Source organism: Salinicola salarius (assembly GCF_002179555.1).
In the GTDB taxonomy this organism is placed as follows: domain Bacteria; phylum Pseudomonadota; class Gammaproteobacteria; order Pseudomonadales; family Halomonadaceae; genus Salinicola; species Salinicola salarius_A.
This window is the reverse complement of record NZ_NHOU01000018.1, coordinates 58,837-72,426: the sequence shown is the minus strand read 5'-3', so window position 1 is coordinate 72,426 and position 13,590 is coordinate 58,837. Positions and strand designations below refer to the sequence as shown.

The 13,590-nt window shown below is 63.3% G+C and carries 13 protein-coding genes and 1 pseudogene; 11 read left to right on the top strand and 3 right to left on the bottom strand.

Features of this window, described 5'->3' with window-relative positions:
• Positions 1 to 108: pseudogene (locus CCD76_RS19800) on the bottom strand (IS5/IS1182 family transposase); the annotation flags it as partial.
• A 145-nt stretch (positions 109 to 253) separates the two neighbouring features.
• Complete coding sequence (locus CCD76_RS13645; RefSeq protein WP_087720001.1) at positions 254 to 1,699, bottom strand: sigma-54 interaction domain-containing protein; 1,446 nt, start codon at positions 1,697 to 1,699, stop codon at positions 254 to 256.
• Positions 1,700 to 1,874: 175 nt separating this feature from the next.
• Here CCD76_RS13645 and speB point away from each other — a divergent pair, with 175 nt between their 5' ends.
• Both speB and CCD76_RS13635 read left to right on the top strand, forming a co-directional pair.
• Complete coding sequence (gene speB / locus CCD76_RS13640) at positions 1,875 to 2,831, top strand: agmatinase (RefSeq protein WP_087720000.1); 957 nt, start codon at positions 1,875 to 1,877, stop codon at positions 2,829 to 2,831.
• A gap of 88 nt (positions 2,832 to 2,919) precedes the next feature.
• Complete coding sequence (locus CCD76_RS13635; protein ID WP_087719999.1) at positions 2,920 to 4,302, top strand: sodium:solute symporter; 1,383 nt, start codon at positions 2,920 to 2,922, stop codon at positions 4,300 to 4,302.
• A 119-nt stretch (positions 4,303 to 4,421) separates the two neighbouring features.
• Here CCD76_RS13635 and CCD76_RS13630 read toward each other — a convergent pair whose 3' ends face one another.
• On the bottom strand, positions 4,422 to 5,216 hold the full coding sequence (locus tag CCD76_RS13630) for an inositol monophosphatase family protein (protein ID WP_087719998.1): 795 nt from the start codon (positions 5,214 to 5,216) through the stop codon (positions 4,422 to 4,424).
• A 135-nt stretch (positions 5,217 to 5,351) separates the two neighbouring features.
• Here CCD76_RS13630 and CCD76_RS13625 point away from each other — a divergent pair, with 135 nt between their 5' ends.
• The 9 genes from CCD76_RS13625 (at position 5,352) to ispG (ending at position 13,589) form a co-directional block, all read left to right on the top strand.
• A complete protein-coding gene (locus tag CCD76_RS13625) occupies positions 5,352 to 6,134 on the top strand; it encodes an RNA methyltransferase (RefSeq protein WP_087719997.1) in 783 nt (260 codons plus the stop codon).
• 189 nt (positions 6,135 to 6,323) lie between these two features.
• Positions 6,324 to 6,806: a Fe-S cluster assembly transcriptional regulator IscR gene (gene iscR, locus CCD76_RS13620; protein WP_087719996.1), complete on the top strand. Its 483-nt coding sequence runs from the start codon at positions 6,324 to 6,326 to the stop codon at positions 6,804 to 6,806.
• A 118-nt stretch (positions 6,807 to 6,924) separates the two neighbouring features.
• A complete protein-coding gene (locus tag CCD76_RS13615) occupies positions 6,925 to 8,100 on the top strand; it encodes an aminotransferase class V-fold PLP-dependent enzyme (RefSeq protein WP_087719995.1) in 1,176 nt (391 codons plus the stop codon).
• A 44-nt stretch (positions 8,101 to 8,144) separates the two neighbouring features.
• Complete coding sequence (locus CCD76_RS13610; RefSeq protein ID WP_071229914.1) at positions 8,145 to 8,471, top strand: HesB/IscA family protein; 327 nt, start codon at positions 8,145 to 8,147, stop codon at positions 8,469 to 8,471.
• Between the two features lie 302 nt (positions 8,472 to 8,773).
• The gene (ndk, locus tag CCD76_RS13605) at positions 8,774 to 9,202 is read left to right on the top strand and encodes a nucleoside-diphosphate kinase (protein ID WP_071229915.1); all 429 of its coding nucleotides are present in this window, start codon (positions 8,774 to 8,776) and stop codon (positions 9,200 to 9,202) included.
• Between the two features lie 82 nt (positions 9,203 to 9,284).
• On the top strand, positions 9,285 to 10,418 hold the full coding sequence (rlmN, locus tag CCD76_RS13600; RefSeq protein WP_087719994.1) for a 23S rRNA (adenine(2503)-C(2))-methyltransferase RlmN: 1,134 nt from the start codon (positions 9,285 to 9,287) through the stop codon (positions 10,416 to 10,418).
• 194 nt (positions 10,419 to 10,612) lie between these two features.
• Positions 10,613 to 11,350, top strand: coding sequence for a type IV pilus biogenesis/stability protein PilW (pilW, locus tag CCD76_RS13595; protein WP_087719993.1), 738 nt, complete (start codon positions 10,613 to 10,615; stop codon positions 11,348 to 11,350).
• 59 nt (positions 11,351 to 11,409) lie between these two features.
• Positions 11,410 to 12,465 carry a RodZ domain-containing protein gene (locus CCD76_RS13590; RefSeq protein ID WP_256961310.1) on the top strand — a complete coding sequence of 352 codons (1,056 nt, stop codon included), beginning with the start codon at positions 11,410 to 11,412 and terminating at the stop codon, positions 12,463 to 12,465.
• 8 nt (positions 12,466 to 12,473) lie between these two features.
• On the top strand, positions 12,474 to 13,589 hold the full coding sequence (gene ispG / locus CCD76_RS13585) for a flavodoxin-dependent (E)-4-hydroxy-3-methylbut-2-enyl-diphosphate synthase (RefSeq protein ID WP_087719992.1): 1,116 nt from the start codon (positions 12,474 to 12,476) through the stop codon (positions 13,587 to 13,589).
• Position 13,590: the final 1 nt, after the last annotated feature.

Genomic DNA, 13,590 nt, shown 5'->3' with positions numbered 1-13,590 from the left:
CAGTCGTTGCCATGGCACCACGGCATCCATTTGGGCCAGGAACCGCTCTCGGCGGGTAACCTTCTTCTTGTTCTGGTGCTCTGCTTGGGCGAACGAGATCTGCTTCATTCGGATGGCTCTGTCAGACGAGGGCGGTATAGCCCGATTTTTACCCCGTTGGTGGCTGCCAGGCAGCTGCGGCGGGATTTATGCAGCGTTTCCCTAGGTACGGACTCATTGCCGCCGGTTCATCGTTGCGAGAGCGGCCGGGACACTACCGTTCGAGTCGAAGACCGTGACGTCTCAACTTGCGCACCACGCTCGGCTGACTGATCCCCAGCCGGTCGGCGAGCGCGTAGGTCGTACGACAGGTCTTGACCAGCGCCTCCAGAATGCCACGCTCGTGATCGTTCATGGCCGCTTTGAGGCTCTGCCCCGGCGCCAGTGCGACAGCGTTCGCCTGGCGTGTTTCGCCGCCGGGTTCGGCAAAGGCCGCATCGTGCGGTATCTTGCTGCCCACCGACGACGCTCCCGCCCCTGGCGCGCCGACCACGCCGCCTTCGGCCGATAGCCAGGCACGTTCCAGCCAGTTTTCCAGCTCCCGGATGTTGCCCGGCCAGTCATTGCTCATCAGCGTCGCCCACACGCTGGGATGCAGCACCTTTTCCTCTCCGTAACGGCGATTGAGCTGACCGAGATAGCGCTCCGTCAGCCCGCGGATATCCTCGCGACGCTCACGCAGCGGAGGCAGGGTCACCGGAATGACGTTGAGCCGGTAGTAGAGATCGAGCCGAAAGGTCCCCTCCTCGACGCGTCTCGCCAGATCCTGATTGGTCGCCACCACCAGGCGAAAATCGACCTGGCGCGAGCGCGTGTCTCCCAGCCGCATCAACGATCCATCCTGAATCACCTTGAGCAGCTTCGCCTGCATCGACAACGGCAACTCGCCGATCTCGTCGAGAAACAGCGTGCCGCCGTGGGCCTGCTCGAGCAGCCCCGCCTTGCCCTGCCGCGATGCACCGCTGAAGGCACCGGGTTGGTAGCCGAACATCTCCGACTCGAACAGCGATTCCGGAATCGCCGCGCAGTTGACGTCGACGAAATCGCCGTCGCTCCTCCGGCTCCAGCGGTGCAGCTGACGCGCGAAAGCGGTTTTCCCGACACCGGACTCGCCCAGCATCAACACCGTGGCGTCGGTGGGAGCACTGCGCTTCAGCAAGTAGACCATCTCGCGCATGATGCGGCTCTTCACTACCAGCTCGCCAATAGACGCATCTTCGTCGATGTCGGGCTCATGATGACGCTTGAGATGCTCGGCGAACCGCCGCTGGAGCAGCGCATATTCATCCTGCAGCAACCGAAGATCGGTCAGGTCGCGCGAGCGGCTGATCACGCGGATCAGCTTGCCGTCGGCATACACCGGAAACGCTTCGGCGATTACCTGACGCCCGGTGCCGGTGCGCTGCATGATCTGCGCAGGCTGACCGGTACGGATGACCTCGAGAGACACCGAGGGCGATAGCACGCCGCTCGCCTGCAATGCCTGTACGGTCGTCGCACAGAGCGCTTCGCGCCGCAGGCCATAGACCGCAGCACTCCCCGGGCTCACATCCAGAATGCGGCCGTCACCATCGACGATGAACAGGTGATCCTGAGCCGTCTGGATCAACGTCTCCAGCGTCAATCGAGCCACCGCCTCGTCACTGATCGAATCTTCCATTTCTGGCTCCCGCGGGGATGCACATGTGCATCATGATACTTCAATGAATCTTACAAGCCCATCTATCGATTCGAATTTGAATCAAAAGAATCAATTAATTACAAAATATCAATAGCTTAAATATTGGCACGATTCCTGCGCGTCTTTTGTGACAACCACAACTCCGGGATTTCCCATGTCATTTGACCCCACCTACAACCAGCCGCTGGGCGGCAACGAGATGCCCCGCTTCGGTGGCCCCGCCACCATGATGCGCCTGCCGACCCAGAAGAGCGCCGAAGGGTTGGATGCCTGCTTCGTCGGCATCCCGATGGATATCGGCACCTCCAACCGCCCGGGCACCCGCTTTGGCCCGCGCCAGATTCGCGACGAATCACGGATGCTGCGGCCTTTCAACATGGCGACCCGCGCCGCGCCGTTCGAAAGCCTGCAGGTCGCGGATATCGGCGATGTCCCGATCAACACCTTCGATCTCAAGAAGAGCGTCGACATCATCGAGCGCTATTACGACGACCTGCTCACTCACGACGTGATTCCGCTAACGCTGGGTGGCGATCACACGATCGCCTTGCCGATCCTGCGTGCCATGGCCAAAAAGCACGGCCCAGTGGGTCTGATCCACGTCGACGCCCATGCGGATATCAACGAGCACATGTTCGGCGAAAAGATCGCCCATGGGACGCCTTTCCGCCGTGCGGTGGAAGAGGGCTTGCTCGACTGCAACCGCGTGACCCAGATCGGCCTGCGCGGCACGGGTTATTCTGCCGAGGAGTTCGACTGGGGCCGCGAACAGGGTTTCCGCGTCGTGCCCGCCGAAGCGTGCTGGCATCAGAGTCTCACGCCGTTGATGGCGGAGATCCGAGAGAAGCTCAAAGGTGGCCCGGTCTATCTGTCCTTCGATATCGACAGCCTCGACCCTGCCTACGCGCCGGGCACCGGCACGGTGGAGATCGGCGGCCTGACCATTCCACAGGCACTGGAGATCATCCGCGGCGCCCACGGCCTCGATATCGTCGGCTGCGACCTGGTCGAGGTCTCGCCGCCCTACGACGCCCACGGCCAGACCGCCGTCGTGGCCGCCAACCTGCTGTTCGAGATGCTTTGCATACTCCCCGGCGTCAAGCGCCGCTGACAGGGATCGCCAAACAGCGCAACCACGACAACACCCAACCCGATCGACAATAACAATCGCCGCTGATGCAGCGGCAGGATAGGACAATATGATGCTGGATCTCTTCGTCGTCGCGCTCTACGCGCTTGGCATGCTTGGACTGGGCTGGTGGGGCATGAAACGCGCCCGCAACCGGGAGGACTATCTCGTCGCCGGGCGGCGCCTGGGCCCTGGCATGTATCTGGGCACGTTGTCGGCCGTCGTGCTCGGCGGTGCCTCGACCGTGGGCACGGTCAAGCTCGGTTACACCTACGGACTCTCCGGGCTGTGGCTCTGTGCTTCGCTGGGCCTGGGGCTGATCGTATTGAGCCTGGTACTGGCCAAGCCATTGATGAAACTCAAGCTCTACACCGTGACCCAGGTGCTCGAGCGCCGTTACACTCCCGCTGCCAAGCTGATCAGCTCGATCATCATGTTCGCCTACGACCTGATGCTGGCGGTGACCTCGACGATCGGTATCGGCACCGTGCTGAGCGTCATCTTCGGCATGCCGGCCTGGCAGGCCGTCGTGATCGGAGGCATCGTCGTCGTCATCTACTCGACGATCGGCGGGATGTGGTCGCTGACACTGACCGACATCGTGCAATTCCTGATCATGACGATCGGCATGGTGGCACTGCTGCTGCCACTGACGATTCATTCGGTGGGCGGCTGGGGTGCGCTGCTGGAGAAAGCACCGGAAGCCAGCTTCTCGCTGACGACCATCGGCTGGGACACCATCATTACCTACTTCGTCATCTACTTCCTGGGCATTCTGATCGGCCAGGATATCTGGCAACGCGTCTTTACCGCGCGTTCCAGTGGCGTTGCCCGCGGCGCGGGGACTTTCGCCGGCATCTATTGCATTCTCTACGGAATGATCGGCGCGCTTGTCGGTATCGCGGCCAGCATTCTGCTGCCGAACCTCGATGACGCTAACAACGCCTTCGCCGCCATCGCGCAACTGGCGCTGCCGGATGGCATCCGCGGGCTGATCATTGCCGCCGCCATGGCCGCGATGATGTCGACCTCCAGCGCTGGCATGCTCGCCTCATCGACGTTGCTGACCCAGGACATCCTGCCGGCACTGCGCGGCGGCCGAGAATTCGATGACGTGAAAATCAACCGGCTATGCACAGGCTTGATCGGCGTCGTGAGCGTGATCATCGCCCTCAATGTCAGTGACGTCATCGGCGCGTTGACGGTCGCCTATAACCTGCTGGTCGGCGGCATGCTGATCCCGATGCTGGGCGCCCTGTTCTGGAAGCGCTCAACGACCACCGGCGCCATCGCCAGCATGCTGGCCGGCTGCGCGGGCGTGATCGGCTTCATGATCAAGGATGGCCTGCTCGCCAACTCGCCGATCTATGCCGGGCTCGCCTTCGGCATGATCGCGTTCGTCGCGGGCAGTCTGCTCACCCGTCCCCATTCGATGGTGACATCGGCGCCCTGACTCGATCGAACCTGAACTCGCGACTCACCCCAACGCAAAAGCGCCCTGCCGGGATAACCCGACAGGGCGCTTTCTGGTGATTCGCCTGGTGGCGAATCTAGCCGACCGAAGCCGTTAGCCTAGACGCTGGCCTTGAGCTGCTGCGCCAGTGCCTTGTAGAGGCGCGGGCCGGCGGCCATCAGGCTGCCGCCGTCCTCGACACTGGGCGAGCCGTCGATGGCGCCGGTCAATGCACCGGCTTCCTTCAGCAGCAGCGAGCCGACCAGGCGATCCTGCTCTTCCAGCCCCAGAACGAAGATCGCGTCGGCACGGCCGGAGGCGAATTCGATCATGTCGAGCAGCGCGCAGCCCGTGCCGGTCAGAGTATCGATCTGGGGGCCGAGGCGTTCGACCACGGTGAGATATTGCGGCAGCCACTGGGAGCGCGCCTCGAGCGTCGGCCATGCCAGTGCCACTCGGGCACCATTGACGCTGACGGTCTTGGAGACACGCATGCGCTTGCCGTTGCCCTGGGCGCCACGACCGCGGCTGATCAGGAACTCGTCGTCGCTGAACGGCGAGACGACCACCGCGTGCTCCGGACGCCCCTTGACCAGGCAGACCATCGAGATCGAGAACTGGCGGCTCGCCACTCCGAGATTGGATTCGCCGTGGATCGGCTCGATGTGCCAGACGGTATCCTTGTCGGTACCCTTGCCTTCGCGGTAAGGCGTATAGCGACCGGAAATGCCGTGCTGCGGATAACCACGGGAGAGCTGATGCACGATCAGCGTTTCGGCGTTGCGTGCCGTATCCTCGAGCAGACTGGCAGTTGTCTGCTCGTCATGGTTGACCTCGAGACGGTCACGGATACGTACGAATTGCTCAGCGGCACTGCGAGCGGCACGCAGCGCATATTGAACCATCGGATGCATGGATCTGGCCTTGGGGAAATCGAGAGCGGAGTCGAGAGCTGTTAAAGAACGCCGCGCAGTCTAACAGAAGCAGGCTTGCCGAGTCATGCTAGACTGCGCGCTTTCCCGATTGCCACAGTCCTGATAGCCGCCTTTATGCTCGACCGTATCCGTATTGTCCTCATCGGCACCAGCCACCCCGGAAACATCGGCGCCACCGCCCGCGCCATGCGCAACATGGGCCTCGAGGATCTCGCCCTGGTCACGCCCCGCTGCGACCCCAGGGACCAGGACGCCTATTCGCGCGCCTCCGGGGCCAACACGCTCGTCGACGCTGCGCGGCAATTCGACGCACTCGAAGAGGCCGTTGCCGACTGCACGCTGGTGGTCGGCGCCAGTGCGCGCTCGCGCCATCTGCCGTGGCCGATGGTCGCCCCCCGGGCCCTGGCGGAGAGCCTGCCGGCGGCGCTGGCACCCGAAGGCGCGCGGGCCGCACTGGTATTCGGCCGCGAGGATACTGGCCTGACCAATGCCGAACTGCAGCGCTGCCATCAGCACGTGCACATTCCGACCAACCCGGACTTCAGCTCGCTGAATCTGGCCGCGGCCGTGCAAGTCCTCGCCTACGAATGTCGTCAGGCATTCCTCGCCCTGGACGACGCTTCGGCGACTCCTGCTGCCGAGCCGGACCGCGAGGCCGACCTGCCCTTCGGCGTGACGTGGGACAACCCGCCTGCCACCCACGCCGACCTGGAGCGCTTTTTCGCTCATCTCGAGAGTACGCTCACGGCGATCGAATTCCACGATCCGGACAACCCGCGCCAGTTGATGGCTCGCCTGCGCCGGCTCTTCATGCGCGCCCATCTCGATTCGATGGAGATGAATATCCTGCGCGGCATTCTCGGCACGATCGACAAGCGACTGCGAGAGAAGTCCTGACCGTCACGGGGCACCCACCCGTAACGTCAACGTCAAGACGCCGACGTGGCGGCTCCGGCGTAACGCCGCTCGACCCCGCAGACACCAGTGGCCGAAACAGCGAGCGTCGATCGCCGGCAGAATGGTTGACCGTGTTACTGGGTTTTTCCATAATGCCGCTACCGATGCAGCGACAGCCGATACCCGCCGATGCGTTTGACTACCAAAGGACGCTACGCCGTCACCGCGATGCTCGATCTGGCTCTCAACGCCGATCAGGGACCGGTCTGTCTGGCGGATATTTCCAAGCGCCAGGATATCTCGCTGTCCTATCTGGAGCAGCTGTTCGCGCGACTGCGGCGCGCGAAGCTCGTCAGTAGCGTGCGTGGCCCGGGCGGGGGTTACCTGCTGGGGAGAGCACCCGCCGATATCTCGATAGCGGGCGTGATCGATGCGGTCAACGAGTCGGTGGACGCTACCCGTTGCCATGGCCAGGCTGACTGTCATCAGGGCAGCAAGTGCATCACTCATCACCTGTGGTGCGACCTCTCCGACGAAATCCAGCGCTTCCTGAGCGATATCAGCCTGCAGGAGCTCGTACGCCGGGAACAGGCCCGCGCCACCGCCCGGCCCGAACCCGACGTACGCTCGTTCGCCGACGACGCCGCCACGATCACGGTGTCGTCGCACTGATCACCGAATCGCTACACTCATTCATCGTGTCGTTGCACCGGGCGAGTTCGTAAACGACTACGCTTCGAGCTGACGCTGCCGAATCCATTTCGATCGATTGCCAGAGATCTACCGTGCCATGAGCGCTCCGATTTATCTCGATTACGCCGCCACCACCCCGACCGATCCACGTGTGGCCGAGCAGATGATGCGACACCTGACCCTGGACGGGGTCTACGCCAACCCGGCCTCGCGCAGCCACATGCCCGGTTGGCTGGCCGAACAGGCTGTGGAAAACGCTCGCCGCCAGGTCGCCGATCTGATCGCAGCCGACCCGCGCGAGATCGTGTGGACCTCCGGCGCCACCGAGGCGGACAATCTGGCGCTGACCGGTTTCATGCGCGCCAATCGTGCCCGCGGGCGCCACATGGTGACGTCGATCATCGAGCACAAGGCCATCGTGGATACCGCGCTGGCGCTGGAGGCGGAAGGTTTCGAGGTGACCTGGCTGACGCCGGGATCCGACGGCAGAGTCACCCCCGAACAACTGCGCGAAGCGATGCGCCAGGAGACCGTGCTGGTCTCGCTGATGGCGGTCAACAACGAGCTCGGCAGCGTCAATGATCTTACCGGGCTCTCTGCCGTGGCCCATGAATTCGGCGCGCGCTTTCACGTCGACGCCGCCCAGGCCTCGGGCCGGCTGGCACTGGATGTCGAGGCCATGGGGATCGATTTGATGTCGCTTTCCGCCCACAAGGCCTACGGCCCCAAGGGTATCGGCGCCTTGTACGTGCGCCGCGATCCGGACCTGCGTATCGAGGCCTTGATCCACGGCGGCGGTCACGAACGCGGCATGCGGTCAGGGACGCTCCCGACGCACCAGATCGTCGGCATGGGCGAAGCGTTCGCGCTGGCACGCGACGAGTGCGAAGCCGACGGCGAGCGCGTTCGTGCGCTGCGCCAGCGTTTTCTCGACGGCCTGGCCGACTGCGGCGGCATACACAACCATTCGCCGCTGGAACAGTCCGTACCCAATATCGTCAACCTCGCCTTCGATGGCGTGGATGGCGAGTCGCTGTTGATGGCGCTGCGTGGCCTGGCCGTCTCCACCGGCTCCGCCTGCAATTCGGCCAGCGTGGAACCCTCCTACGTTCTCAAGGGTATCGGCGTACCTCATTTGCAGGCGCTCGCCTCGATACGCTTTAGTTTTGGCCGCTTCACCACCATAGAAGAGATCGATGCGGCCGTGGCCGACATCCGCCGCGCCCTTGGCGGACTGCGTCAGCCATCGACAGCCGCCATGAATCATCGCTAGGTCGATGGCCCCGGCGCCATCGATTTTCGGCAAGGAGAAATGCCATGCAAAACATCACGATCAGTGAATCCGCCGCGACCCAGATTCGCCATGTCCTCGAGGAGCGCGGCGGCGGCCTGGGGCTGCGCGTGGCGGTCAAGCCGAGCGGCTGCTCCGGCTACAGCTATGTTCTGGACATCGCCGATGACCTGCGGGACGAAGACATCGCGTTCGAGGAGCGCGGCGTCAAGGTGCTGGTCGACCGGGAAGCCCTGGCCATTCTCGACGGCACCGAGGTCGACTACGTCAGCGAAGGACTCAACCGGTTCTTCCGCTTCAACAATCCCAACGTGACCGACGAGTGCGGCTGCGGCGAAAGCTTCAACGTCTGAACGCCGCTTCGAAGCGTCCCGTCCGCGCCATGGCCGGGCGCCCCTTGCTGGTGCCGCCCGGGGTGCGCCTGTCGCGGGCTTGCGCTACAATGGCGCGATTTTGCGGCTGGCACGACGGTGATCGAAACCGCTCATCGTGCCAGCCAACGAGAATTCCGGACGACGCGCCACCTGCCGATGCGATCGACCTCGAAGCCAGGCTTCGAGACGAGGCGTCGGGGGCGCGTCGTCTCGCATCTCAGTCATTCATTTTCCGCTCGCGACAACCGCGATCGATTCACTAAAGCCAGGAGACCGAAGTCATGGCCACCGAGCGCACGCTTTCCATCATCAAGCCCGATGCCGTTGCCAAGAACGCAATTGGCGATATCTACAGCCGCTTCGAAAAAGCCGGCCTGCAGATCGTTGGTGCCAAGATGCTCCACCTCTCCAAGGAGCAGGCAGAAGGCTTCTACGCCGAGCACAAGGAGCGCGGTTTCTTCGCCGATCTGGTCGGTTTCATGACCTCCGGTCCGGTCATGGTCCAGGTGCTCGAAGGGGAAGGCGCGATCGCCAAGAACCGCGAGCTGATGGGCGCGACCAACCCGAAGGAAGCCGCACCGGGCACCATTCGCGCCGACTTTGCGTCCTCCATCGACGCCAACGCCGTGCACGGTTCCGATGCACCGGAATCCGCCGCCCGCGAAATCAGCTACTTCTTCAACGACGACGAACTCTGCTCGCGCAGCTGATTCGTCGACCGGCCGGCCATTCGTGCCGGCCGGTCATCCTCGTCTTCGGACGCCCTGTCACCCTCGAGCCGATTCCGTTGCTATGAGCGCTGCTACCGCTACTCCGCGCACCAATCTACTGGGGCTCTCTCGCGAACAGATGGAGGCGTTCTTCGTCTCTCTGGGCGAGAAGAAATTCCGCGCCGCCCAGGTCATGAAGTGGATCCATCAGGAAGGTTGCGACGACTTCGAGTCGATGACCAACCTCTCCAAGCCGCTGCGTGCCCGCCTGGCGGAACATGCCGAGATTCGTGGCCCGAGTGTGGTCTACGAAGGCACCTCCAGCGACGGCACTCGCAAGTGGGTACTGGAAGTCGAGGACGGCAGCTATGTCGAGACGGTACTGATCCCGGCCGACAACGGCAGCCGGCGTACTCTGTGCGTCTCGTCCCAGGTGGGCTGTTCGCTGGATTGCAGCTTCTGCTCCACCGGCAAGCAGGGCTTTCAGCGCAACCTGACCAGCGCCGAGATCATCGGCCAGGTCTGGGTGGCCCAGCAGCGCGCCGGCGGCCGCATGAGCGCACCGGATGGGCGCCGCGCGATCACCAACGTGGTAATGATGGGCATGGGCGAACCCCTGCTCAACTACGACAACGTAGTGCCGTCGATGAAGCTGATGCTCGACGACAACGCCTACGGCCTTTCCAAGCGCCGCGTGACGCTGTCCACGTCCGGCGTGGTGCCGATGATCGACAAGCTCGGCGACGATATCGACGTGAGCCTGGCGATCTCGCTGCATGCGGCGAACGATGAACTGCGCAATGAGCTGGTGCCGCTCAATCGCAAGTACAACATCGAGAAGCTGCTCGATGCCTGCAAGCGCTATCTTGCCAAGTGCGGCGACGCGCGCCATATCACCATCGAGTACACCCTGATCAAGGACGTCAACGACCAGCAGGCGCATGCGCAGGAGCTCATCGCGCTGCTCGACGACTTGCCCTGCAAGATCAACCTGATTCCCTTCAATCCGTTCCCCCATTCGGGATACGAGAAGCCGTCGCGCAACCAGGTCATGCGCTTCCAGAGCTGGCTCTACGAACTCGGCCACACGGCCATGGTGCGCACCACGCGTGGCGACGATATCGACGCCGCCTGCGGCCAGCTGGTCGGCCGGGTAAAGGATCGAACGCGCCGCCACGAGCGCTACATCCAGTCGATTCAACTGGATGCCGATTGAGACCTGGCTGCCGGGCCTCGCATCGGGCCGCCGAAATCGACGAGTCGAACCGCTATCGACATCGAATCGGCCCGCTGTCGCCTTGACTTCGACTCGACGCGGCGCTTTGATGGGAACCCCAAAACCGCTTTGTTTTCAGCTGTTCGGGACGCGACCGACTATCGTCGCCGTCTCGTAACGTGGGAGACCCGTGCATGACCCACCAAACTCGCCCTTGTTCGATACGGTCGCTTTGTATCGCGATGGGCGTGGTGTGTCTGTTGAGCGGCTGCGCCACGGCGGTCTCGTCCAACGGGCCGAAGCAGGACAGCCCCGAAGACGCAGCGGCAGCCTATACACGGCTGGGCAAGGCCTATCTCGCCGAGAACAACCTGCCCCGTGCACAGCAGGCCCTGGAACACGCGCTCGACCTCGACGCCAACGACAGCGGTGCGCTGGAAGGTCTGGCGCTGCTCTATCAAAGTCAGCAGGAGTTCGATCTGGCTGACGGTTTCTTCCAGCAGGCCTTGAAAGCCGATTCCGAGGCGACGCGCATCCGCAACAACTATGCGGCGCTGCTGTATCAGCGCGGCGAGTACGCCAAGGCGTGCGAACAGCTGCGTATCGCCACTCGGGACATCACCTATATCAACAGAGCCCAGCTTTTCGCGAACCTGGGCCAGTGCGAGATGACCAATGGCAACACGGCCGCCGCTCGCCGACATTACGAGCGCGCACTCGACATCGATGCGCGCAATGGGCGCAGCCTGTTGGCATTGGCTCGCATCGATCACACGCAGGGTAACAACGAACGCGCCTGGGAACGCTTGCAGCGTTACTTCACCGTGGCCGGCACCAATGCCGAGAGCCTGAAACTGGCGAGCGATATCGCCAGTGCTCAGGGCGACTCGACGCGTGCCGCCTTTTATCGTCAGCAGCTTGGCGATTCCTGAGGCGAACAGACCCCGTACTCGAGTCTCGACTCGAGAAGAGATCAGAAGGATTTTCGCCCATGAGCGAAATGAACGAATCATCGAACAAGCAGCATGATGCACCCAGCCCCTCCCACGAGATGGCGGGGGTCATGCTCCAGCGCGAGCGCGAACGCCAGGGGCTTGGCATCGAGGACGTCGCACTGCAGTTGAACCTGCGTCCGATCGTCGTGACCGGCATCGAAGAGGATCGCTTCGACCAGGTCCCGATCGCCGCCTATCGACGAGGCTACGTGCGTGCCTACGCGCGCCTGCTAGGGATGGACGAGTCACGGGTCGTCGGCGCCTACGATACCACCCACGGGCGAGGCGACATGGAGCGCAAGCTGGCACCGGTCCATACCTCGCGCCCGCCTTCCCGGGCCGGCGTCTGGATTTTCCGCCTGTTCACCCTCCTGGTGATCATCGGCCTGATCTCGCTGACGCTGCTCTGGTGGCAGAGTCGGGAAGGCAACGAGATCTTCGGTGGCGGCAGCGACGACAGTCCGATCGCCGTCGATCGCCTGAACGGCAACGATGCCAATGCCGACGCCGCGAATTCCGGCAGTACCGCGATGACACCCAACACCGATACCCAGCTACCGCCGGTGCCCACTCGGCAGGATACGCCTTCGTCCGGGTCGGACAGCTCGAGCTCGCTGAACGACGCCACGCTCACCGGCACCGGCAGTGATACCGAGGCCGGCACTGGCGTCTCCGCATCCGCGGAGACGACGACTCCGGATGCCGATGCTCGGCAGGCCGAACAGGTCGGCTCGGCGGCGGACGACGTGATTTCGGCGCCGTCCGAAGACGCCGCGGCGACAGATACGGCGACCCCGGCCGCGACGAACGACGACACGCTCTCCCTGACTTTCAACCAAGAGTCATGGACCGAGATCTATGATGCCAACGACGACCGAATCTTCAGCGGTCTGCAGTCCGCCGGCAGCCAGGCAAGCGCCGAGGGTGAACCGCCCTTCCGCCTGACCATCGGCAACGCCAGTGGCGTGACGCTCGAATACCGCGGAGAATCGGTCGACCTGAGTCAATACACGGGCGGCAACAACGTTGCCCGCTTCACCCTGGGAGACTGAGAAGCGCCATGCATACGCCATCTCCGATCACCCGCCGTCTCTCTCGACAAATCCATGTCGGCCATGTGCCTGTCGGCGGCGGTGCCCCCATCGCCGTACAGAGCATGACCAACACCGACACCAACGATGTCGCCGCCACCGTCGCGCAGATCCAGCGTCTGCAGCAGGCCGGTGCCGACATCGTGCGCGTCTCGGTGCCGGACATGGATGCCGCCGAAGCTTTCGGCAAGATCAAACGTCAGGTCAGCGTACCACTGGTGGCCGACATCCATTTCGACTACAAGATCGCCCTGCGGGTGGCCGAGCTCGGTGTCGATTGCCTGCGCATCAACCCCGGCAACATCGGCCGCGAAGACCGTGTCCGTGCGGTGGTGGATGCCGCGCGCCATCACGGCATCCCGATCCGTATCGGCGTCAACGCCGGTTCGCTGGAAAAGGATCTGCAGAAGAAATACGGCGAACCGACCCCGGAAGCGCTGGTCGAGTCGGCCATGCGCCACATCGACCATCTCGACCGGCTCGATTTCCCCGACTTCAAGGTCAGCGTCAAGGCCAGCGACGTGTTCATGGCCGTATCGGCTTACCGGCTGCTGGCCAAGCAGATCGAGCAGCCGCTGCACCTGGGCATCACCGAAGCCGGTGGCCTGCGTTCCGGCACAGTGAAGTCCTCCATCGGCCTCGGCATGCTGCTGATGGACGGCATCGGCGACACGATTCGCGTCTCGCTGGCCGCCGATCCGGTCGAGGAGATCAAGGTCGGCTTCGATATGCTGAAAAGCCTGAAGCTGCGTGCCAAGGGCATCAACTTCATCGCCTGCCCCAGCTGCTCGCGCCAGAATTTCGATGTCATCGCGACCATGAACGCGCTCGAGGAACGTCTCGAAGACATCATGACACCGCTCGACGTCTCGGTCATCGGCTGCGTGGTCAACGGCCCCGGGGAAGCCAAGGAAACCGACATCGGCCTCACCGGCGGCAGCCCGGCTAATCTGGTCTACATCGATGGCAAGCCGGCCAGCAAGCTGCGCAACGACCACCTGGTCGACGATCTCGAAGCGTTGATCCGCACCAAGGCCAAAGAGAAAGAGAGCCGCGCCGGCGACCTGATTGCACGAGAAGCCTAGA

Excerpts from the sequence above, each read along its gene's own strand:
- rlmN (WP_087719994.1), top strand. The coding sequence starts at position 9,285 with ATGAGCGCTGCTACCGCTACTCCGCGCACCAATCTACTGGGGCTCTCT.
- iscR (WP_087719996.1), top strand. The coding sequence starts at position 6,324 with ATGCGTTTGACTACCAAAGGACGCTACGCCGTCACCGCGATGCTCGAT.
- CCD76_RS13630 (WP_087719998.1), bottom strand. The coding sequence starts at position 5,216 with ATGCATCCGATGGTTCAATATGCGCTGCGTGCCGCTCGCAGTGCCGCT.
- CCD76_RS13610 (WP_071229914.1), top strand. The coding sequence starts at position 8,145 with ATGCAAAACATCACGATCAGTGAATCCGCCGCGACCCAGATTCGCCAT.
- pilW (WP_087719993.1), top strand. The coding sequence starts at position 10,613 with ATGACCCACCAAACTCGCCCTTGTTCGATACGGTCGCTTTGTATCGCG.
- speB (WP_087720000.1), top strand. The coding sequence starts at position 1,875 with ATGTCATTTGACCCCACCTACAACCAGCCGCTGGGCGGCAACGAGATG.
- ndk (WP_071229915.1), top strand. The coding sequence starts at position 8,774 with ATGGCCACCGAGCGCACGCTTTCCATCATCAAGCCCGATGCCGTTGCC.
- CCD76_RS13635 (WP_087719999.1), top strand. The coding sequence starts at position 2,920 with ATGATGCTGGATCTCTTCGTCGTCGCGCTCTACGCGCTTGGCATGCTT.
- CCD76_RS13625 (WP_087719997.1), top strand. The coding sequence starts at position 5,352 with ATGCTCGACCGTATCCGTATTGTCCTCATCGGCACCAGCCACCCCGGA.
- CCD76_RS13615 (WP_087719995.1), top strand. The coding sequence starts at position 6,925 with ATGAGCGCTCCGATTTATCTCGATTACGCCGCCACCACCCCGACCGAT.
- ispG (WP_087719992.1), top strand. The coding sequence starts at position 12,474 with ATGCATACGCCATCTCCGATCACCCGCCGTCTCTCTCGACAAATCCAT.
- CCD76_RS13590 (WP_256961310.1), top strand. The coding sequence starts at position 11,410 with ATGAGCGAAATGAACGAATCATCGAACAAGCAGCATGATGCACCCAGC.
- CCD76_RS13645 (WP_087720001.1), bottom strand. The coding sequence starts at position 1,699 with ATGGAAGATTCGATCAGTGACGAGGCGGTGGCTCGATTGACGCTGGAG.